The sequence below is a fragment of the Psychrobacter sp. ANT_H3 genome (assembly GCF_027919975.1).
In the GTDB taxonomy this organism is placed as follows: Bacteria; Pseudomonadota; Gammaproteobacteria; order Pseudomonadales; family Moraxellaceae; genus Psychrobacter; species Psychrobacter maritimus.
The window spans coordinates 134,711-155,273 of record NZ_JAQISM010000016.1 but is presented as its reverse complement, the minus strand read 5'-3'; the positions used below and the strand labels follow the sequence as shown (position 1 = coordinate 155,273).

General features: G+C 42.5%; 19 protein-coding genes, 1 tRNA gene and 1 other RNA gene. 6 read left to right on the top strand and 15 right to left on the bottom strand.

Annotated features, from left to right (window positions below):
* Positions 1-131 precede the first annotated feature (131 nt).
* From rnc to coaD, 10 genes are all read right to left on the bottom strand, one after another.
* Positions 132-929: a ribonuclease III gene (gene rnc, locus PG901_RS09705; RefSeq protein WP_183619926.1), complete on the bottom strand. Its 798-nt coding sequence runs from the start codon at positions 927-929 to the stop codon at positions 132-134.
* Positions 930-1,069: 140 nt separating this feature from the next.
* Positions 1,070-1,462, bottom strand: a complete 393-nt coding sequence (locus PG901_RS09700) for a DUF4845 domain-containing protein (protein ID WP_227692310.1) — start codon at positions 1,460-1,462, stop codon at positions 1,070-1,072.
* A gap of 194 nt (positions 1,463-1,656) precedes the next feature.
* Positions 1,657-2,559 (bottom strand): signal peptidase I, encoded by a 903-nt coding sequence (gene lepB, locus PG901_RS09695; RefSeq protein WP_201625079.1) that lies wholly within the window; start codon positions 2,557-2,559, stop codon positions 1,657-1,659.
* Positions 2,560-2,667: 108 nt separating this feature from the next.
* Positions 2,668-4,464, bottom strand: a complete 1,797-nt coding sequence (gene lepA / locus PG901_RS09690; protein ID WP_201562237.1) for a translation elongation factor 4 — start codon at positions 4,462-4,464, stop codon at positions 2,668-2,670.
* A gap of 429 nt (positions 4,465-4,893) precedes the next feature.
* Positions 4,894-4,970: transfer RNA gene (locus tag PG901_RS09685), tRNA-Met, on the bottom strand.
* Between the two features lie 135 nt (positions 4,971-5,105).
* Positions 5,106-5,472: RNase P RNA component class A (rnpB, locus tag PG901_RS09680), an RNA gene on the bottom strand.
* Positions 5,473-5,546: 74 nt separating this feature from the next.
* On the bottom strand, positions 5,547-6,287 hold the full coding sequence (gene bioD, locus PG901_RS09675; protein WP_201625080.1) for a dethiobiotin synthase: 741 nt from the start codon (positions 6,285-6,287) through the stop codon (positions 5,547-5,549).
* Positions 6,284-7,603, bottom strand: a complete 1,320-nt coding sequence (bioA, locus tag PG901_RS09670) for an adenosylmethionine--8-amino-7-oxononanoate transaminase (protein WP_201625081.1) — start codon at positions 7,601-7,603, stop codon at positions 6,284-6,286. Before bioA ends, bioD begins: the two co-directional genes overlap by 4 nt.
* A 124-nt stretch (positions 7,604-7,727) precedes the next feature.
* Positions 7,728-7,976 carry a YfhL family 4Fe-4S dicluster ferredoxin gene (locus PG901_RS09665; RefSeq protein WP_201562243.1) on the bottom strand — a complete coding sequence of 83 codons (249 nt, stop codon included), beginning with the start codon at positions 7,974-7,976 and terminating at the stop codon, positions 7,728-7,730.
* Between the two features lie 168 nt (positions 7,977-8,144).
* Positions 8,145-8,654 carry a pantetheine-phosphate adenylyltransferase gene (gene coaD, locus PG901_RS09660; RefSeq protein WP_201562245.1) on the bottom strand — a complete coding sequence of 170 codons (510 nt, stop codon included), beginning with the start codon at positions 8,652-8,654 and terminating at the stop codon, positions 8,145-8,147.
* 310 nt (positions 8,655-8,964) lie between these two features.
* On the opposite strand from coaD, the gene smpB reads away from it, so the two are divergent.
* Positions 8,965-9,441, top strand: a complete 477-nt coding sequence (smpB, locus tag PG901_RS09655; protein WP_201562247.1) for an SsrA-binding protein SmpB — start codon at positions 8,965-8,967, stop codon at positions 9,439-9,441.
* 113 nt (positions 9,442-9,554) lie between these two features.
* Here the strand turns inward: smpB and rarD are convergent, their stop codons facing one another.
* A complete protein-coding gene (gene rarD / locus PG901_RS09650; protein ID WP_271134323.1) occupies positions 9,555-10,577 on the bottom strand; it encodes an EamA family transporter RarD in 1,023 nt (340 codons plus the stop codon).
* Between the two features lie 244 nt (positions 10,578-10,821).
* Between rarD and PG901_RS09645 the strand changes: the two genes are divergently transcribed.
* Positions 10,822-11,289, top strand: a complete 468-nt coding sequence (locus PG901_RS09645) for an Lrp/AsnC family transcriptional regulator (protein ID WP_201624753.1) — start codon at positions 10,822-10,824, stop codon at positions 11,287-11,289.
* A gap of 26 nt (positions 11,290-11,315) precedes the next feature.
* Here the strand turns inward: PG901_RS09645 and PG901_RS09640 are convergent, their stop codons facing one another.
* Complete coding sequence (locus tag PG901_RS09640) at positions 11,316-11,618, bottom strand: hypothetical protein (protein ID WP_201624752.1); 303 nt, start codon at positions 11,616-11,618, stop codon at positions 11,316-11,318.
* Between the two features lie 227 nt (positions 11,619-11,845).
* Between PG901_RS09640 and PG901_RS09635 the strand changes: the two genes are divergently transcribed.
* The 4 genes from PG901_RS09635 to PG901_RS09620 all read left to right on the top strand — a co-directional run bounded on the left by PG901_RS09635 (position 11,846) and on the right by PG901_RS09620 (position 16,569).
* The gene (locus PG901_RS09635) at positions 11,846-14,293 is read left to right on the top strand and encodes a YgiQ family radical SAM protein (protein WP_201624751.1); all 2,448 of its coding nucleotides are present in this window, start codon (positions 11,846-11,848) and stop codon (positions 14,291-14,293) included.
* A 447-nt stretch (positions 14,294-14,740) separates the two neighbouring features.
* The gene (locus PG901_RS09630) at positions 14,741-15,148 is read left to right on the top strand and encodes a hypothetical protein (protein WP_201562257.1); all 408 of its coding nucleotides are present in this window, start codon (positions 14,741-14,743) and stop codon (positions 15,146-15,148) included.
* 249 nt (positions 15,149-15,397) lie between these two features.
* A complete protein-coding gene (locus PG901_RS09625; protein WP_201624750.1) occupies positions 15,398-15,952 on the top strand; it encodes a hypothetical protein in 555 nt (184 codons plus the stop codon).
* Between the two features lie 62 nt (positions 15,953-16,014).
* On the top strand, positions 16,015-16,569 hold the full coding sequence (locus PG901_RS09620; RefSeq protein WP_201624749.1) for an REP-associated tyrosine transposase: 555 nt from the start codon (positions 16,015-16,017) through the stop codon (positions 16,567-16,569).
* An 82-nt stretch (positions 16,570-16,651) separates the two neighbouring features.
* Here the strand turns inward: PG901_RS09620 and PG901_RS09615 are convergent, their stop codons facing one another.
* From PG901_RS09615 to ligA, 3 genes are all read right to left on the bottom strand, one after another.
* Entirely contained in the window at positions 16,652-17,266 is a 615-nt protein-coding gene (locus PG901_RS09615; RefSeq protein WP_201624748.1) for a hypothetical protein, read from the bottom strand.
* Between the two features lie 75 nt (positions 17,267-17,341).
* Complete coding sequence (locus PG901_RS09610) at positions 17,342-17,848, bottom strand: Imm21 family immunity protein (protein ID WP_201624747.1); 507 nt, start codon at positions 17,846-17,848, stop codon at positions 17,342-17,344.
* 401 nt (positions 17,849-18,249) lie between these two features.
* On the bottom strand, positions 18,250-20,349 hold the full coding sequence (gene ligA, locus PG901_RS09605) for an NAD-dependent DNA ligase LigA (protein WP_201624746.1): 2,100 nt from the start codon (positions 20,347-20,349) through the stop codon (positions 18,250-18,252).
* Positions 20,350-20,563 lie beyond the last annotated feature (214 nt).

Below are 20,563 nucleotides of genomic sequence, written 5' to 3'. Positions count from 1 at the left end.
TTTAGGAAACTAAGTATTTAGAAAACTAAGTATTTAGAAAACTAAGTATTTAGAAAACTAAGTATTTAGAAAACTAAGTATTTAGAAAATGGACTTTAAAAATTTTGTTTGAAACACGTTTGAAAAATTAGCTATGAGCGTTTTTTAGGCTGACCTGGCAATTTATGCAATTGATTAATCATCAGCTCTGCCGCTTTTTGCTCAGCGATACGGCGACTTTCGCCCGATTCAGTAATATCAGGACAGTTATTAATATTTACCTGACAGCGCACCACAAAAATTTGATGCGGGGCATTGCCACGGGTTTCCATCAGCTCATAATGCGGCAAATCAAACTGCTTAGATTGCAACCATTCTTGTAAGCGGCTTTTGGCATCTTTGAGCGCTTTTTGATCATTAACATTATCAATGAGGTCACCATACCAAGACAGCACGCAATCACGGGTAATATCCATATCTTGGCTGTCTAGATAAATCGCCCCAATCAATGACTCGACGGCATCCGCTAGGATAGAAGCACGATTGCGCCCACCACCTTTACGCTCACCGACTCCCAATATCAATTGATTAGAAAGCTCTAGGTTTTGCGCAATAATAACCAGCGATTCTTGCCTGACTAAAGTTGCGCGCATACGGGTCAGACGACCTTCGTTTTGCGTCGGATAACGGTGATATAACGCTTCACCGACTATCATACCTAGTAGCGCATCGCCCAAAAACTCTAAACGCTCATAGTTTTTCTTACTATCAAACGAGCGATGGGTGAGCGCCAGCTTAGGCAGACTCAAATCATTAAATACATAACCCAACTTGCGCGTTAATATCGCTAACCGTTGAATAAATTCTGAGCTAATAATAAGCGTGTCATCAGACATGCTACTTTTTTGGTGATTAGGAACCGCCTGAGGATACTGCGAAGTTGGTTTCATGCGTGGTTTGTGATTATCCCTTTTGTTGCATTAATGAATATGAATTGTGACGAACTGGTGCTGCATTAAAATCTATTAAATTTCTTAAAAAAGTAAATATCAAGCAATAACCTTCACTTTTCTATGAAATAGAATGGTCATTATTCGGCTGTGGTTGCATCAATGTCGCCTTCGAAGCGATTAACGATATCGACATTACCAAAAAGTTTATTGGTGACTTCATACTGCTTATGAATAGCCAACTGCCCTGTTTTTTTATCTGTAAAGGTAAAAACCTCTTCTGCTTGCGTATCATAATTCGCATTAATAGACAGCTGTCTATTGACACGTTCAACAAACTGTTTGGCTGTTTCTTTATTGGCGTTGGATTCTTTAAGCTGCGCGCTTAACGTTTTAGTCAGCTGATAATCACCAATCTGCGCCGGTACGATAGCGACAATCAATTTTGCAGCCACACCCAAAACGATAATGATAAAAACAACACTAGTGACACTAGCACCGCGCTGCGAAGACAAACCAGATAATTGATGCACTATAATACCTCTCAAAGGGTAAATTACTTAAGTTGCTATAGATAAACCGCTAAACGTTCAAAAACTGTATTTTAATCTTACTTAATAACACCGTTTCTAAATCGATATATCTAAGTCAGTTAGCAGTTTATTAGATAGGCATAATATTAGCACAAACTATTATCGGTAAATCAATCTTTAGCGCATCGATGATATCAATCAATACTACCATTACGTTTAAAGGTCGGTAAGTTAAGACCGGGTGGCTTATGCATCCAGATATAGACCGCTTTACCGGCTAAATTGTCATCAGGAACAAAGCCCCAAAAACGCCCATCAGCACTACGATCGCGGTTATCACCCATCACAAAGTAATGACCTTCTGGTACGTTGATACGCCATTCTGTCCCTTCAGAACTTACTACTTCTGGCGATTCTTGCTGTAAAAATGGCGCATATTGTGCGCTATTCATATCTGGTAAGTAGCGAACCAAGTGTTTGTTATCCCCTTGAATCTCTTCAAAGTACTGCGCTGCGTTTTCTTCCTGTTGACCCATTTGTATAGCATTGTCTTCCGTCAAGACTTGGCCTGGTGCAATTTGTCCTGCTGGATATAACTGTGAGGTCAGCTCAGCATCGGCATCAAAATCTACCGCTTTGGTAGGAACTGGCGTGTCGTTAATCGCTAGCGTACCTTGATTATAACTGACGGTATCACCCGGCAGACCAATGACGCGCTTAATATAATAAATACTTGGATTTTCAGGATAGCGGAAGACCGCTACATCGCCATGTTCAGGCGCGCCTGTATCAAGCACCTTATTATAAGTGAGCGGCAGGCGCACACCGTAAGCATATTTATTGACCGCGATAAAATCACCGGTATATAGCGTTGGCACCATAGATGATGAAGGAATATTAAACGGCTCAATTAAGAATGAGCGCACAATCAACACCACCGCTAGCACAGGGAAAAAGTCATACGCCCAGCGCACCAGCAAGCTTTCTTGACCGCGGCCTCGTGTTTTACGTTGTTTGAGCGTCAGCTTGTCTAATAGCCAAATAATACCTAAACCAATGGTTAAAGGTACTAAAATCAAATTAAAATCAAAATCCATACTTATTTGCCTATTAGCGAGCTACTTATCTGCCAGTCTTTATGATTAATAAATGAGATATTAAAAAAAGATATTAAGACAGATGACGTTTGATCATTTATCGGTGATTTATTCAACTTGCAAAACGGCTAAGAAGGCTTCTTGTGGAATTTCCACATTACCCACTTGCTTCATACGTTTTTTACCAGCCTTCTGTTTTGAGAGCAGTTTTTTCTTACGCGAAACGTCACCACCATAACACTTGGCTAGCACGTCTTTACGCATGGCTTTTACCGTACTACGGCCGATAATTTGACTGCCAATTGCGGCCTGAATCGCTACATCAAACATCTGACGCGGAATCAGCTCTTTCATTTTGCCAACCAATGCATTACCACGGTAGCGTGCTTGGTCTTGGTGCACAATCATGGCTAAGGCATCGACTTTCTCACCATTAATCAGCACGTCAACTTTGACCAATTTATCCACCTGATAACGCTCGAAGTTGTAATCAAGTGACGCAAAACCGCGCGATACTGACTTTAGACGGTCAAAGAAGTCCATGACCACCTCGCCCATCGGAATATCAAAAATCAGCTGCACTTGACGGCCCATAAAACGCATATCAACCTGTACACCGCGGCGCTCGATACAAAGCGTCATCACGTTACCCAAGTAATCTTGCGGTACTAAAATCTGACAGCGGGCAATTGGCTCACGGAACTCTTCAATATTATTTGGCTCAGGCAATCTTGATGGATTATCCACATAGATTATTTCGCCGTTCTTCTTTTCAATCTCATAAATAACTGATGGCGCCGTAGTGATTAAATCCAAGTCATATTCGCGCTCTAAACGCTCTTGGATAATCTCCATATGCAGCATACCTAAGAAGCCACAGCGGAAACCAAAGCCGAGTGCATCAGAGGTATCAGGTTCAAAGAATAATGACGCATCATTAATCTGTAGTTTTTGCAGCGCTTCGCGGAATTTTTCAAAATCGCTAGAATCAACTGGGAACATACCCGAATAAACTTGCGGGGTAATCTGTTTAAAACCAGGAATACGCTCAACGTCAGGAGTTTTAGAATGGGTAATCGTATCACCCACGGGAGCGCCTGCAATGTCTTTAATACCGGCAATGATAAAGCCAACTTCACCGGCTTCTAAAATCCCTGTATCTAAAGGCTTCGGCGTAAAGACACCAATCGAGCTGACCAAATGCGCTTCTTTGGTCGATAAGATATAAATCTTATCGCCTTTTTTGACCGTTCCTTCACGGACACGTACGAGTGAGACCACGCCTAAATAACTGTCAAACCATGAATCGATAATCAATGCTTGGAGCGGCGCCTCACGATCGCCAGTCGGTGCTGGAATAAACTCGACCAAGGCTTCTAGCAGCTTATCGACGCCAAGACCAGATTTCGCTGATACGCGCGGCGCATCAACGGCATCAATCCCAATGATATCTTCAATTTCTTGAATCACACGTTCGGGCTCAACTTGTGGCAAGTCAATTTTATTAAGAACCGCCATTACCTCTAAGCCTTGATCAACGGCGGTATAGCAGTTGGCCACTGATTGCGCTTCTACCCCTTGCGCAGCATCAACGACCAATAGCGCACCTTCACAAGCGGCTAATGAGCGTGATACTTCATAAGAGAAATCAACGTGACCGGGCGTATCAATAAAGTTTAGCTGATAACGCTCACCGTTAGGATGGTCATAAAACAAGGTCACAGACTGGGCTTTAATAGTGATGCCGCGCTCACGCTCAATGTCCATAGAATCGAGGACCTGCGCCTGCATTTCACGGTCTTGCAAGGCACCGCACATCTGAATAAAACGATCGGCAAGGGTCGACTTGCCATGATCAATGTGGGCAATAATAGAAAAGTTACGAATATTGGCTAATGCAGTCACAAAGCGCCTACTAAATAATGGAGGATTGAATAACGAAAATAAATGCTGTCAGATAGAATCAATACAATGCTTACTCATACTTCGTATCAGCCAATACGCCAATAGTGTCGTAATAAGTAAAGAAATTATCGATGCTAAGGTAAAAGTTCATGGCGCTTATTACTACTTACTAACTCAATTGGTCAGTGATTAATACGCGCAGGCATGTGAGGGTATTCTAGCAGTTTTCCACTGTAAAGTAAGGCGATTTTATTAGCAAGATGTTGCGTGATACATGACGGCAATCAAGCATGATTAAAATACAAAAATACTTACTCATTGAGAAGTAAGATAAAGCCGCTGAGCTAGACGCCACTTGGCAAAAATCAGGCAAAAAAAAACCAATCACAGAATGATTGGCATTTTTAATACTGCTAGTCTTACTATAAATGGTGGCGATGAAGAGACTTGAACTCTTGACCTCACGATTATGAGTCATGCGCTCTAACCAGCTGAGCTACATCGCCATTTAAGGCTCGGTATAATACCGATAGAGATGACTATCGTCAACCCCTAATTATCGTTTTTTTGCAAAAAATAGGAATTTAATTCAAATTAATGGCAAATATACATAATACTAACGATAAAAACGAACAATAAAAAAAGTTGGTAGACCGATAAGCCGGGTTCTGTCGTGGACGATCATTCCTCTAGGCGTATCATCGCTGATACGCTCAAGCAACCTACCCGCATCGAACGCGGGCCGCGCCATGCCGATGCCTATTTGGTCTTGCTACGCGTGGAGTTTACCATGCCGTGAACTGTTGCCAGCCACGCGGTGCGCTCTTACCGCACCCTTTCACCCTTACCGATAATGTCTTGCGACACTAAAGGCGGTCTACTCTCTGCTGCACTGGTCGTCAAGTTACCCTGCCCAGCCGTTAGCTGGCACGCTGCCCTATGTAGCCCGGACTTTCCTCCCCTGCGCATCTGTTGCCAGTGTGCAGCGGCGATCGTCTAGTCTACCAAGCGCGCTAGTATAGCAAACCTAAAGGCTGCGTGGGAATGTCTTTTGTGCTTATTTTGAGTTTATACCAAATAATTCAAATAATGGCTTCAATAAAATGCTGCGGTAATATTAAATCACCATTTATTTCTTCTTCAAATTTATTTTTAGCTTGGCGTGACAGCTGTAACCAATGGGCATTTGGATAATCTTGCGCTAAGTGGTTTTTTAAATAATCAATCGTGCTATTAGCTATTTGCTTATCCGTCTGGGCAGCACTGTCATGAATATGGTTATAAATGACGCTATGTACCGTTAAGCCACGCGCGTTAATCGCCTCTAAACTCAGCAAGGTGTGATTGATACTACCAAGCCGACCTGATGTGACTAGAATAACCGGATAACCTTGAGTGGCAATATAATCTAAGGTTAATAGCTGCTCGGTTATGGGTACAAGCAAGCCACCTGCGCCCTCTAACAGCACCACATCGTAGTTTTTTTGTAATTGCTGCGTAGACTTAGTGATGACGTCAGGGTCTAAAACGGACTTGGCAATTTTCACTGCCAAATGCGGCGACGCTGGCTTCTCATAACGATACGGACAAGTGGTAAAGTCAAAATCACAAGGCTGTAGCGCTATATCCATTAATTGACGATGAGTAACAATATCATCGGCAATATTCATCTCACCAGTATCACAATTGACGCTAACACCTGTTTGTACCAGCTTTTGAGTGATGACGTTAATGCCTTGCTGCATCAGAGCTTTTGCTATCATGCCTGTGGCATAGGTTTTACCAATATCGGTATCAATACCGGAGATAAATAGCACTCTCATAGCGAGGCTCTATTGGTGGTAGAAGTTTGATTCAAATAAGCAGTGACGACGGTTAGTAGCGCTTGGCATAACGTCGCCAGCTCATCATCGGTAATGACGTAAGGTGGCATAATATAAACCAATTTACCAAACGGTCGCACCCAAATACCATTATCAATCAACAAAGATTGGAAAACTGGCATATCAACGGCTGTCTCTAGCTCAATCACGGCAACGGCGCCCAAACAACGTACTTCTTTAACGCCATCTAATGTCTCTGCAGGGGCGAGCTGTTGTTCCATCACGGCGTGCATATTTGCCGTACACGCTTCGATATCGTAGGACAGAATTAAATCAATCGATGCACAAGCAACGGCACAGGCTAGCGGATTACCCATAAAAGTTGGGCCATGCATGAGCGCCGGATAAGCACTGTCATGAATGGTATCAGCGACTTTGCGCGTACATAAAGTCGCCGCAAAAGTCATATAGCCACCTGTAAGCGCTTTACCAATGGTCATAACATCAGGGCTAATATTGGCATGTTCGCAAGCAAACAGCTTGCCACTACGACCAAAGCCTGTCGCGATTTCATCAGCAATCAGCAGCACGTTATGCTCATCACACAGCTGGCGCAATAGTTGCAGATATTCCGGACTATAAAAGCGCATCCCGCCTGCGCCTTGAATAATAGGCTCAATAATAAAACCAGCAAGCTGATGGCTATGTTTAGCAAAAAATGTCGTTAATTCATCACGCTCATTTTGTGTTAGCTCACGCTCAAACCCTAAGGGCGGTGCAGGCACGAAATGCTGCAAAGGCAATTGTTTACCATACAGGCTATGCATGCCAGCAAGCGGATCGCAGACACTCATTGCGTGCCAGGTATCACCATAATAGCCTGACTGGGTCGAGGCAAACTGGCACTTTTGCGGCTGCTGAGCAGCAATTTGATATTGCAGCGCCATTTTTAATGCCACTTCGACGGCAATGCTACCGCTATCGGCATAAAATATCGCATCGAGTCCAGCAGGAACGATAGCAAGCAGTTTTTTACCCAAATCTATGGCTGGCTGATGGGTTAACCCGCCAAACATCACATGCGCCATCCTACCCAACTGCTCAATCATCGCTGCATTTAACTTGGGGTGATTATAGCCATGTACACTCGCCCACCATGACGACATACCGTCAATCAGGCGTGTGCCATCTTTAGTGACGATATAAATACCTTCGGCATGGTCAATAACGATATTTGGATAGGTGGGCGGTAAACTGGCATAAGGATGCCAAAGGTGTTGCTGGTCGAAGTCGCTGGTAGCAGTATTGACAGTCATAGTACGCTCTCAAACGACAAGCATTTATTTTTAAAAAAGCGTATGGCAAGTTGAATATCCGTATTCGTCATATTATTCCTAGTGTTTAACACTTTCGTATATCGATAGCATAATCTGCAACGCATTACTGACCGGTAATGCGTTTGTATTTGGCGAGCAAATCACTCTCATTTTCGACATGGTTTGGGTCATGAGGAATGCAGTCAACCGGACAGATGACCACGCATTGCGGCTCATCAAAGTGACCGACGCATTCGGTGCATAAATCAGGGTCAATGACATAGATATCATCGCCCTCTGAGATAGCTTCATTGGGGCAAGCAGGCTCGCAGACATCACAATTGATGCATTCATCGGTAATTAATAACGCCATAAACTGCTCCTTATTTGCTAGCAGCTGATAATAAATGAGTACATTCGTTGTTTACTACTAAACTCAATCTTTAACATTCAGCCAATATTGAATGCTCACTTAGCGAAAGTTCATTTAGTAAACGCTCAACTTAGTAAGCACTTAACTTAGTAAATATTCAGCTAAATACTAACTACTGAGTTTTTGTATAAAGGCTTCTGAGACGCATGGTGGCACAAACTTGGTCACATCACCGCCAAGCTTGGCGATTTCACGAATCATCGTCGATGAGATAAACGAGTAATTCTGTGATGGCGTTAAAAATACCGCTTCAAAGTTTTCATCAAGCTCGCGGTTCATATTGGCAAGCTGAAACTCGTATTCAAAGTCTGACATGGCTCGCAAGCCGCGCAATACCGCCGTGGCGTTCTTTTCGCGCATAAAGTCGACCAGTAAACCTTCAAAGCCAATCACCGACACTTGCGGTAAATCAGCAAATACGGTCTCGACCAAATGAACGCGCTCCTCAAAATCAAACAACGGCTTTTTATGATGTCCTGAGGCAACCGCGATGACCACCTCGTCGAACAGTTTCGTCGCCCGTTTAACCAAGTCTACATGACCATTGGTAATAGGATCGAAGGTACCAGGGTATAAAATCTTAGTATGCAGTTTTGATGAAGTAGCAGAAAGGCTCATAACAGGACTAATATGGTTAATGGTAATGCCCCATATGCTAGCAAATTTTACTCAAACTTAATACTTATCTGCTACATTTGTCCTAACAGTCGATTTACCTTTTCGCCGTCTGCTTTGCTACAATAGTCGGTTCGACTCATCCCTTTTGCTCCGCTTGATTTGCCATGCTTGATATGACAAACCAGCATGACAAAAAAAATCCCTATTAAAGGGTTAGGATGAGGAATAGTTAGACCGGGACACTGTATGTTGAAGCGATACGAGAACAAGATATCCAAAAACAATATATTAAAGTCCTTATGGAGAAATTATGTCAAAAAAATCAAAAAAACCTGACAATCAAATTTGCGCCAATAAAAAAGCTCGTCATGAGTATTTTATTGAAGAGACGTTTGAAGCAGGTCTATCGTTACAAGGTTGGGAAGTGAAGGCCATTCGCGCCGGTAAAATGACCATTACTGAAGCGTATATTATCTTTCGTAATAATGAGGCGTTTTTGTTTGGCGCCCATATTCAGCCGCTGCTCTCAAGCTCAACGCATGTGAGCCCTGATAGCATTCGTACCCGTAAGCTGCTGCTCAATCGCCGTGAAATCGAAAAACTCATGGGTGCGGTCAATCAAAAAGGCTATGCTTGTGTGCCGTTATCTTGCTACTGGAAAAACTCTTTGGTGAAATGCCAAATTGCCTTAGCCTTAGGTAAAAAACAGCATGATAAACGTAAAACCCTTAAAGACCGCGACTGGGAACGTGATAAGCAGCGTGGCTTTAAACAGCATTTAGATTAAAAGACGCTATCAGCGATTGATTTTAATCTAATGTAAAAAGGACGATTCAGCATACTGTTGAATCGTCCTTTTTTATTTGGCAAATAAATTAAATCAATTTAGTGCATCTATTTTCAAATTGTTTGGGCTATTTTATTAAACTGCGACTGCTTATGAGCGCGGCGTAGTTGACGGATACCATGCACAATTAAGCAAGCTATACCCAGCCATATCAAACCATAGCTATAAATCATCGCTGATTCAAAGGGATTGCCCAATATCGTAATGGCCAAGATAAATAATAAAGCGGGCTCTATATAACTCATCATACCGTAGACATTGACGGGGAGCATTTGACTGGCATCGACATTGGTTTTCATCGCAATCACACTAAGCACGCCCAGTCCTGCCAGCATCATGATAAAAAAGCCAGAACCGCCAACTATTTCTAAACTGCTCGGTGCGAATAACCATAGATAAGCTAAAGCAAAAGGTGCAAAGATGGTCAAATCAACCAACAATCCAGTAATCGCGCCAATACCTTGCAAGCGGCGCAAAATATAATAAATAGGATAGCTGCCGCAAACCCATAACGTCGCCCACGATATGCTTTGGGTGCGCACAATCTCACTGCCCACACCGACAGCGGCAAATGCAACCGCCAACCATTGCAGACGGCTTAATTTTTCACCAAAAAGAACACATCCAAATATAACCATCATCAGTGGAAACAGAAAATAACCCATTGCCGTTTGTACGCCTTGGCCATTTACTGGTGCCCACATAAACAGCCAAAACTGACTCAAAAATATCGGCGTTGGCAATAATAACCAAGCCCACTGCTTAACGGTTTGGAGTGTTTTTAACTTATTAATATGCAAACCCAAGCGCCCACTAGTCACAAGATAGCCGATTAGCGCGGCCCACATTGCCAGCATCCGCCAGATAAAAACTTGCGTACCAGATAACGGCGCTAAAAAACTGCTATAGGCATAAAGCACACCAAACAACAGATTTGATAATATCGCCAATGCCACGCCCATAATTAGCGTGCGCTGTTGTTTGCTGCCAGCTGTCCACACCGCAGGCAATGGCAGACGCGAAACCGTATTTTCTAGCGTATTAGCAAAAACATGAGATAGCGTTGAGTGAGACATAGTAAACACCGTAAATATAAATAAACGTTAGATAACCCAACTGCTTTTTATTTTGCTTGCCGGTTTGGATTGATAGGGTGTATTTTACGGTGGCATAAAGAGAAATTATCTCTATATAGACATATTCGTGAGTAAAACTATCTATTTTATGATTAAATTATGACTATTTTCTTATATTCATAATTTATAACGATAATATTTATAATAGATTTTAAATAATTATGATTTTTTAGAGCTAAATGCTATGAGCCATATTTTAGACGATACCGATAAAGCCATTTTAAATTTGCTACAGGACGATGCGAGCTTACCGTTAAAAACGGTGGCAGAACGCGTGCATGTCTCTATCGCTACGGCTCAGCGCCGCATTCAGGCATTGATAGATAACGGAATAATTACCAAACAAGTCGCTATCGTTGACCCAAATAAGGTGGGTTACGGGCTTACGGCGGTGGTAATGATAGAGATGTCGCGCTCCAATACCTCGATGCAGCATCGATTTGAGCGCTTAATGCATGATCAGCCACGGGTGATGAGCTGTTATGAAGTGTCGGGCGATGCGGATTTTATGTTGATGGTTAATGCTAGAAACATGAATGACTATCATGAATTTACGCGTAATTTGCTGACTTACGAGAACAATGTGCGTAGTTTTAAAAGCCAGTTTGTGATGAATTTCACGAAGAGTGGGACAAAGATTTTGTTGGATTGATAGCGATTAAAAAATGAATAGTAAGGTTAGCTTTTAATCGCTCTTAAATAAAGCAAATACGGCACAGCAAAAATAACAGCCAATAGCCCATAGAACGATATAATTAATAAGAATGAGCCGAAATCAATACCGCCTTTACTCAAATTCATCAAATACTCAAATGTAATTAACGCCATTCCAGCTACTGGGGAAAAAAGCGCCACTAAAAGATGTTTGACTGTGAATGATTTACTTCGATATAAGCTGTTTCTTTGAAAACTGACCACTGCTATCAAGTGAATAATGGATATTAACGGCATAAAAAATACCAATAACAGCATCGCAAGCATGATGTTTCCTCATCAAGCGGATTATTAATGTCTACTATATCGCAGTTTTTACTACGTGTTTAATTTTATTGTCTACTATCAATTACTTATCTTCTTATTAGTACTAATCAGCACTCACATCCTGAGCGTAATTCATGTTAAAATGAGCGCTTTTAAATGAGCCGTTGTTAATGAATAACAATAACGGCTATTTTTTAGTGCCATTTTTCTAATTAACAGGTCCGCTCATGTCTGCCGATACCATCGCCCGTACCGCCTTTAAACAAGGCACCAAACCACTTTACGACTACGACAAACATTGGGCGAGCTGCTACGAGCCTGCGCCTTATTTGCCGATGAGCCGCAAAGAGATGGACGATTTGGGCTGGGATGCCTGTGATGTCATCATCATCTCAGGCGATGCCTATGTCGACCATCCAAGCTTTGGCATGGCGATTATCGGCCGCTTATTAGAAGCACAAGGCTTTCGTGTCGGTATCATTGCCCAGCCAGATTGGAAGAGCAAAGACGCCTTTATGGAGCTTGGTAAACCGGTTTACGCGTATGGCGTGACCGCTGGCAACATGGACAGCATGATTAACCGATATACCGCTGACCGCAAAATCCGTAGCGATGATGCGTATTCGCCGGGTAACGTGGCTGACAAACGCCCTGACCGCGCAGCCATCGTTTATAGCCAGCGTTGCCGTGAAGCTTACCCTGATGTGCCAATTATTTTAGGTGGCATCGAGGGCAGCTTACGCCGTATCGCCCATTATGACTATTGGTCAGATAAAGTCCGACGCAGTATTTTGATCGACGCCCGTGCCGATGTCTTATTGTATGGTAACGCTGAGCGTGCCATCGTCGATGTGGTACATGGTCTCTCAAAAGGCTATACGTTTGAGCAAATGAGCAAACTGCGCGGTACAGCGTATTTATTGACCCCGACTCGTCGCCATTGGCAAGCAGGCATGACCGAAGTTGCCAGTAATGATGTCGATACCGTCGGTCGCGTCGATCCAATTATCAATCCATACGTGATGACCGAAGACGTTGATAGCTGCAAAATTGAACAAGAAAAGCCATCTGACTCACCGGTCGGACAAGCTATGACAGGCATGTCCGCGCAGTATCAGGGCTTTGTTGCAGAACCTGTGACCAATAAAGTATTGAATGCTGAGCAAGTGGACGAAGAGACGCAAGTGGTACAAATGCGCGGCTTTAATAAGCCGATGACGGCGCGTAAGCATAAAATTAAAATGCCGCCGCGTGAGCAAACCGTTATTCGTCTGCCGGATTACGAACACGTCAAATCTGACCCTGTTTTGTATGCGCATGCCAGCCGTATCTTACACCTTGAGACCAACCCCGGTAACGCGCGGGCTTTGGTGCAGCGTCATAGTAGCGGTGCCGGTAATTCGCATACCTCGATTGACGTTTGGCTCAATCCGCCACCGATTCCGCTTTCAACCGAAGAGATGGATTACGTCTTTGATTTGCCGTATGCACGCCTACCGCATCCAAGCTATGGCGATGCGCGCATCCCTGCTTATGACATGATTAAATTTTCAGTCAATATCATGCGCGGCTGTTTTGGTGGTTGTACGTTCTGCTCGATTACCGAGCATGAAGGTCGTATTATTCAAAACCGCTCAGAAGAATCCATCTTGCGTGAAGTCGAAGCGATTCGTGATACTGCGCCGAACTTTACCGGTGTCATCTCTGACCTTGGTGGTCCAACGGCCAATATGTATCGCCTGAACTGTAAAGATGAAACGATTGAGAAAAACTGCCGCAAGCCGTCTTGCGTCTATCCTGATGTTTGCGAAAACCTAATTACCGATCACAGTAATTTGACTCAGCTATACCGTAAAGCACGTGATATCAAAGGCGTGAAGAAAATCCTTATCGCCTCAGGTTTGCGTTATGACTTGGCGATTAAAGACCCTGAATATGTCAAAGAATTGGTCAGTCATCATGTCGGTGGTTACCTAAAGATTGCCCCTGAGCATTCAGAAGAGAACGTTTTATCAAAAATGATGAAGCCGGGTATGGGCAATTATGATAAATTCAAAGCCATGTTTGAGCAGTACAGCCAAGAGGCTGGCAAAGAGCAATATCTGATTCCTTACTTTATCGCTGCCCACCCCGGCACCAAAGATGAAGATATGATGAACCTTGCGCTTTGGCTAAAAAGCCACGGCTACCGCGCTGACCAAGTACAGGCGTTTTATCCAAGCCCGATGGCGACCGCGACCACCATGTATCATACCCATAAAGACCCGCTGCATAAAATCAGCCGTGACGAAGGTGACATGGATATCGTCAAATCTGGCAAGCAACGTAAATTACATAAAGCTTTCTTACGCTATCATGATCCAAAAAACTGGGTACTATTGCGTAAAGCGCTGCAAGATATGGGACGCAGTGACTTGATTGGTAAAAACCGTGGCTGCTTAATTCCGCCATTTAATGCCAGTTTAGAGGGTCGCGATGCGGCGCAAGACAGCTATCAATCGGCACGTAAAAAGAACAGCCGCTTGGGTAATGACTCAGTGAAACGCAGCAATAATAGTCCTAGCGCTGCAAAAAATGCCTCAGGTAAAAACACTTCTGGTAAGAATACCAAGAAAGTGAGCAAAGGTAACTTTCAAACTCAGCATACTGGTCTGCCACCGCGTAAGACTAAATAAATTAAATAGCTGTCAGTTAAATAGCTATTAGTAATTGCTGCTAAATAAGTTAGAAATTTTTAGTTAAGCTCAAACCAAAGCGCCTATCGGCTCAGCAGTCGATAGGCGCTTTTTTATATTCTTGATATTTTATATTTTTGATAAAAGTCGGCTGACTTCTTCGCCTATTTCCATAGCTATATATTTGCCGCTTCACTAATTTAAGCTTAGCTATTTTACAAAGGCTGTTAAGTGCAGCGTTACATTAGTCAGTGTTTTAGTAACTTAGTGAACACGTAACAAACAATTTCTAACATTATGCGGAAAGCCTTTTCGATAACATATGCGCTATATGCTTAACGCATAGTGAAAAAATACATTGTTCAAAAAGCATAGTTTAAAAAAGTATAGGTAAAACGCCTAGTTAAAAATAAATACATTATAAATTATATAATTTTGGAGAAAACCATGAATACATTAACCAAATTCGCTGTTGCCCTACCTACTCTTGCTCTACTAAGCGCATGTGCGACTACCGCGCCTACTACCCCAAATAAAACCCCAGCTTCAGAAAGCGTGACCGATGTCGCTTATGACCGTATGGCGCCAGCACCTTATACTTGTACTGATGGCAGCAAAATCTTGGCAAAACAGTCAATCAATAAAAAACAAGTCATGCTAGACGCGACGTTGCCTAAAGTGAACTGGGCAAATCAGCCAATTATCCTAAATGGTGGCGTCCAAGGTGATACCGCAAGCTATGTCAACGAATCAAACTCTGAAGTCGTCTATGCATGGCATATGAAAGGCGACAAAGGTATCTTTGCGATGAAATGGGCTGACGGTAAAGAATACCAAGTAAACTGCCAAATCTAAGCAGCTGATATAGACATTAAAACTAAAGCATAATAATTATTAAACAGTCATCAAACGGTGGCTGTTTTTTTATGGCTGTAAGCTTAAAAACATCCTTGCCAATACGTTTTTTTTATCCCAGTTGTCTCTCGTTTGATAATAATAAGAAATAGCCTTTTGCAGCATTTAGCTAGAGAAGCACGCTGAAAGCTGTCAAAATAGCCCATCTATAAAAATAGCTTATGACTCATAAATAAAGAGGATAACTCAATGATAAAGCGTTTATTAAGTATGATGATAATGGCTAGTGCGGGTATGTTGGCGCTAACAGGCTGCGATAATAGCGCTGACAATTCTAATAGCACTGATAGCGTTGATAGTTCTGATAAAACTTCTGTAACAGCAGCAACATCTGAGGCGGCAAAAGTTAATACTATCGATTGGTCATTGGTCGCAAGCGGCGAAAAAGCTGTTGACCCTGCCAATTATAAATATCCGTTTGCGCTCGATAGCCAAAACGTACGCGACTATGCGGAATATTTCGATGTGGATAATGCCACCGCGCAGCACAATCTGACGATAAGTATGGCAAGCAATGAAGCGCTGTCAAAGCTGCTCGATCAGCTTAGCGATAGCTATACCTCACATGAAATCATTGATAGTAAAGAGATGAAGCTTGTCATCCATACCACGCCTGATGTCGCTGCCAGTCGCTATGATTATGTACTGTCAGATGACTTTGCGAAAGGGCTAGTATTGCCGATTGAAATTAAGCCAGATGGTAAGAAAAGTGATGTGAAGGGGCATGGAGAGGTGCAAGAATAGTTTAATTTGTAGGGTGCGCCCTGCGCACCGATAAAATATCAAAATTCATACGGCAAATACAAATGTCACAATACATCCGCTCACACACGAAAGGCGCTACTTACTTTTTTACTTTGGTGTCATACAATCGAAGAAACATACTGTGCGAAGATGACTTCTTACAAGCATTTAAGAAAAGTATCAAACAGGTACAACAACAATATCCTTTTGAAATTATTGCATGGGTGCAACTACCCGATCATCTACACTGTATTTGGAGAATGCCTACTGACGAGGCCAATTATAGTATGCGTTGGTCGCAGATCAAACGCTTAACCACCCAAGCTTGTCCGCAATATCATTTACCAATAGATGATTTAAGCCGTTCAAAAGTTAAAAGAAACGAAAGAGGTATTTGGCAACGGCGATTTTATGAGCATCAGATAAAGGATGAAGTTGATTTTATAAGACATATGGATTATCTACATTTCAATCCTGTTAAACATGGATTGGTTGGTAAAGTGTCGGAGTGGCCATACTCAAGCTTTCATCGTTATGTGAAGCAAGGTGACTACTTAGTAGATTGGGGCGACAATGATCTTGAATTTTCATTCAGTTTTGTTGATAGGTTAGAGTGAGCTATATTTAATGGTGCGCTAGGCGCACCCTACACTAACTGCTGCGTGGGGCGAATTATAATCAGCTGTCTCGACTGTAGCCTTAATATTTTGGCTCTACCAATAATAAATCTTTCTCAGGATCGTCGAAACGTCCAAGAGTTAAAGTAGAAGATACCTTTTTCGCATATAAAAAATCTAGAATTTGTTCAGGCATTTGCATTGGTCTTTGACTTTCATATTTCCAACCCTCAGATATAAGTAAGCTCAAATCTTGTGTTATATCATGATTACTGTTTACAAGGTAATATCTGTCAGTAGATATTAAAGTATCAATTAGATCACAATGACGCTGGAGATCAAATTTTAACCAAAAGAACCCATGTATTACATTTTTATCAAGAATATAATTCTCACCCTTATTTGGAATAGTATAATCACTGATAAGTAATTTTAATGCTTCTTCTTCCCATGTTTTATTCTTGAGTAGCCATACTTTGGATTTTCTATTTACTATTTCTGAACGTGAAAATAATAAGTAACTCTGTAATAAATCAGGAGATGCACTTAGGAAGTTTATAAGATATTGCCACAAATGCTTTCTACTATTTCTATGTAACTGATTCGCAAATAAAGTTCCTTTAAAACTTTTTTCTTCATTACAATCAAGGATGAAGTAGTCATTAGATAAACAAATATTGTTTATATGAATAGGCATAACTTTCATTCCAGTATTAATACTATATTTCTTTTTTTGGGTTAGCTTTATCTGGTGCGCTGGATGCACCCTATTTTACTTACAACTGAATCGATGACATATCATTAAAGTTTCTTCATCAGGTTCATACTTATACGTGGTGACTATCACGTTAGGTTTGTTTAGCTTTATTTTGAAAGTATTCATATCGCTACTACCGGTAATTGATGCATTATGAACCACTATATCATTACTTTGAAATAATACTTCGACCGATGGTTGTATTTGATTTTCTAGCTGATTACTAAGTGCTATATTTTGAATATGATCTTCAACATAAAAGTCTACACTTGCATAAGACCATCTTATTAAATAGTGTTCATTTTCACACTCTTTAATGATCATTTGCATAGGTTCATCACCTAAAATCAATATTGGGCGATTATTGACTGATATTTTATCGATGTATTCAGTAATTTCACAGGATTTATCATAGTCTGAATCCGCTTCATCAAATTGTGACCCCTCCGTACCTAACCATTTGTTCAGATACTTTTGATCTTCAATAACAAAAATCTCTCCTATTGGTTGTGACCAAGTCATTTTTTCTCCTTACTTGATGTTTAAGTAGTTGTAGGGTGCGCCCAGCGCACCAATGCATGAATATGAAAAATTGGATTAAATGCAATTATCTACGTAAATTATTTAACGTTCGATTACTCATCATACAATACTTTAAACTCGGAAATCCGTTTCTTAAGGGTGCGCTGGGCGCACCCTACTCAAAAATATAAAAAGTACTTATTCTTGCGCGAATCAGTAAAGCAACCGTAATTCTCTGCTAAAGCTTAAGATGAAAACTGTACGCGAGGGACGAGCGCCGAGTGAACCATTAAAGAAAGACGGCTCATGACCCGCATATTTGCCCACTATTAAAGCAAGCGATGCTGAGGCCATGCTTTTCCGTTTCTGTCTTTTTCCTCTTTTAATGGCAAGGACTTGCCCTACTCCCTAACCAACGCCAAAAACTCTTCTTCACCCACTACTTTCACACCCAATTTTTCAGCTTTAGCCATCTTCGAGCCAGCTTTATCACCTGCCAGCAGCGCAGTGGTTTTTGCTGAGATACTACCTGAGACTTTGGCACCGAGCGCTTGCAGTTTGGCTTTGGCTTCATCACGCGCCATGCTATCAAGCGCGCCCGTAATGACCCACGTTTGCCCATCGAGCGGCAATCCCTCTGACACCACTTGCTCAACCTTATCCCAGTGCACGCCCGCTTCACGTAATGCGGTGATGACTTCGATATTATGCGGCGCGCGGAAGAATTTATAAGCAAGCTCAGCGGTGATTGCGCCAACGTCAGGCGTTTGTAGGAGCTTGTCGATATCTGCTGCCATTAGGCTATCAAGGTCGCCAAATTGCTGCGCCAAATTCTGTGCTGTTGTCTCACCGACACCGCGAATACCGAGCGCATAGATAAAGCGTGCCAGCGTCGTCTGCTTACTCGCTTCAATGGCGCTGAGGATATTTTGTACCGATTTCTCCCCTAGTTTTTCAAGCGTAATCAGCTCGTCTTGATGCTTGTGCAACTGATAGATATCGGCGACGGTCTTGACCAAGCCGTGCTCAAAAAAGCTAATCAGCCAACTTGCGCCTAAGCCATCGATATCCATCGCTCGACGTGAAACAAAATGAATAAGCGCTTCTTGCTGCTGCGCAGGACAAAACAATCCGCCCGTACAACGTGCCAACGCTTCACCTTCAGGCAATACCACAGGCGAGTCGCATACAGGGCAAGTCGATGGCAATTTAACAGATTCTGAATCTGCTGGACGCTGATCTGTCCAAACGCGGGTGACTTTGGGGATGACATCGCCGGCACGGTGGACGCTGACCATATCGCCTGCGCGCACATCTAAGCGCAGAATTTCACCAAAGTTATGCAAGGTAACATTGCTAACGGTAACGCCGCCGACTTTGACTGGCTCTAACTTACCAACTGGGGTGATTTGTCCGGTGCGTCCGACTTGCCATTCGATATCGTTTAGACGCGTCATCACCGTTTCGGCAGGGAATTTATAGGCGGTTGCCCAGCGCGGCTCACGCGATAAAAAACCAAGCTGTTGCTGCAATGCCAAGTTATTAACCTTGATGACCATGCCATCAATTTCAAACGGCAGTTTAGTACGTGTTTCAATCATCGACTCATAATAGGCTTGTGCTTCGCGTGGGTTTTTTACCACTCTCACCGCGCTGACGCTAAAACCAATGTCACCAAGCCAAGCCAATGCGGCTGATTGGGTATCGATAGTCTCAGGTAGACCTTGATTGACTGAATAGCAGTAAAATGCCAGCGGACGGCTAGCAGCAATAGCGGGGTCAAGCTGACGTAAGCTACCAGCGGCGGCATTACGTGGATTGGCAAAGGTTTTATCGCCTTTTTCTTCCGCTAGGCGATTCAGACGCTCAAAGCCGGCTTTTGGCATCAGCACTTCACCACGCACTTCTAACAACGGAATATCGCTTGCCGCAGTAAGCCAAAGCGGCAGATTGCGAATGGTTTTGGCGTTTTGGGTGATATCCTCGCCCGTTTGCCCATCACCGCGCGTCACCGCTTGGGTAAATTGCCCATAAGCATATTTGAGTGACACCGCCAAGCCATCAAGCTTTAGCTCCATCTCATACTCAGGATTTTTCTGCGCGTCATTAAGCCGATCATTGACGCGGCGCATAAAGGTATGCAGCTCGTCATAATCAAAGACGTTGCCCAGTGACAACATCGGAATATCATGGGTAACTTGGGTAAAGGCTGACAGTGGCATATCGCCAACTTGATTGATTGGGCTATCCGGCTGTATTAAATCGGGATACTCTTCTTCAAGCTCTAATAAAGAGCGACGCAACTGATCGTATTCGCTGTCTTCTAAAATCGGATTGTCGAGCACATAATAAGCATAATTATGCGTCTTTAAATTATCAATAAGCGTGCGCATTTGGGTGACGATAGCAGCATCATTGCTTGCAGATTGTGCAGTATTACTGTCTTTATTCATCTCGTTATTCATGTCTTTAGAGGTAAGCGGTGCGATAGGATCAGTCATAGTCGGCGTCTTTTTTTTGCGATTCAAGATGCCGATATGATAGCAATTTTGTAGGATGCTCGGATATGATTTTGTAGAAAACTAATTCTGTTGGAAACCAATTCTGTTGAAAACCAAGTTTATAGAAAATCAGGCGAATGAAACGCTTATAAACCAAAAACTAAAAAAGGCAAATAACGTCAATCGCTATTTGCCTTTAGAAGTAATTTTAACT

Coding starts and splice junctions, on each gene's coding strand:
- rnc (WP_183619926.1), bottom strand. CDS start 929: ATGAAACCAACTTCGCAGTATCCTCAGGCGGTTCCTAATCACCAAAAA.
- lepB (WP_201625079.1), bottom strand. CDS start 2,559: ATGGATTTTGATTTTAATTTGATTTTAGTACCTTTAACCATTGGTTTA.
- bioD (WP_201625080.1), bottom strand. CDS start 6,287: ATGAGAGTGCTATTTATCTCCGGTATTGATACCGATATTGGTAAAACC.
- bioA (WP_201625081.1), bottom strand. CDS start 7,603: ATGACTGTCAATACTGCTACCAGCGACTTCGACCAGCAACACCTTTGG.
- PG901_RS09665 (WP_201562243.1), bottom strand. CDS start 7,976: ATGGCGTTATTAATTACCGATGAATGCATCAATTGTGATGTCTGCGAG.
- coaD (WP_201562245.1), bottom strand. CDS start 8,654: ATGAGCCTTTCTGCTACTTCATCAAAACTGCATACTAAGATTTTATAC.
- smpB (WP_201562247.1), top strand. CDS start 8,965: ATGTCAAAAAAATCAAAAAAACCTGACAATCAAATTTGCGCCAATAAA.
- rarD (WP_271134323.1), bottom strand. CDS start 10,577: ATGTCTCACTCAACGCTATCTCATGTTTTTGCTAATACGCTAGAAAAT.
- PG901_RS09645 (WP_201624753.1), top strand. CDS start 10,822: ATGAGCCATATTTTAGACGATACCGATAAAGCCATTTTAAATTTGCTA.
- PG901_RS09640 (WP_201624752.1), bottom strand. CDS start 11,618: ATGCTTGCGATGCTGTTATTGGTATTTTTTATGCCGTTAATATCCATT.
- PG901_RS09635 (WP_201624751.1), top strand. CDS start 11,846: ATGTCTGCCGATACCATCGCCCGTACCGCCTTTAAACAAGGCACCAAA.
- PG901_RS09630 (WP_201562257.1), top strand. CDS start 14,741: ATGAATACATTAACCAAATTCGCTGTTGCCCTACCTACTCTTGCTCTA.
- PG901_RS09625 (WP_201624750.1), top strand. CDS start 15,398: ATGATAAAGCGTTTATTAAGTATGATGATAATGGCTAGTGCGGGTATG.
- PG901_RS09620 (WP_201624749.1), top strand. CDS start 16,015: ATGTCACAATACATCCGCTCACACACGAAAGGCGCTACTTACTTTTTT.
- PG901_RS09615 (WP_201624748.1), bottom strand. CDS start 17,266: ATGCCTATTCATATAAACAATATTTGTTTATCTAATGACTACTTCATC.
- PG901_RS09610 (WP_201624747.1), bottom strand. CDS start 17,848: ATGACTTGGTCACAACCAATAGGAGAGATTTTTGTTATTGAAGATCAA.
- ligA (WP_201624746.1), bottom strand. CDS start 20,349: ATGACTGATCCTATCGCACCGCTTACCTCTAAAGACATGAATAACGAG.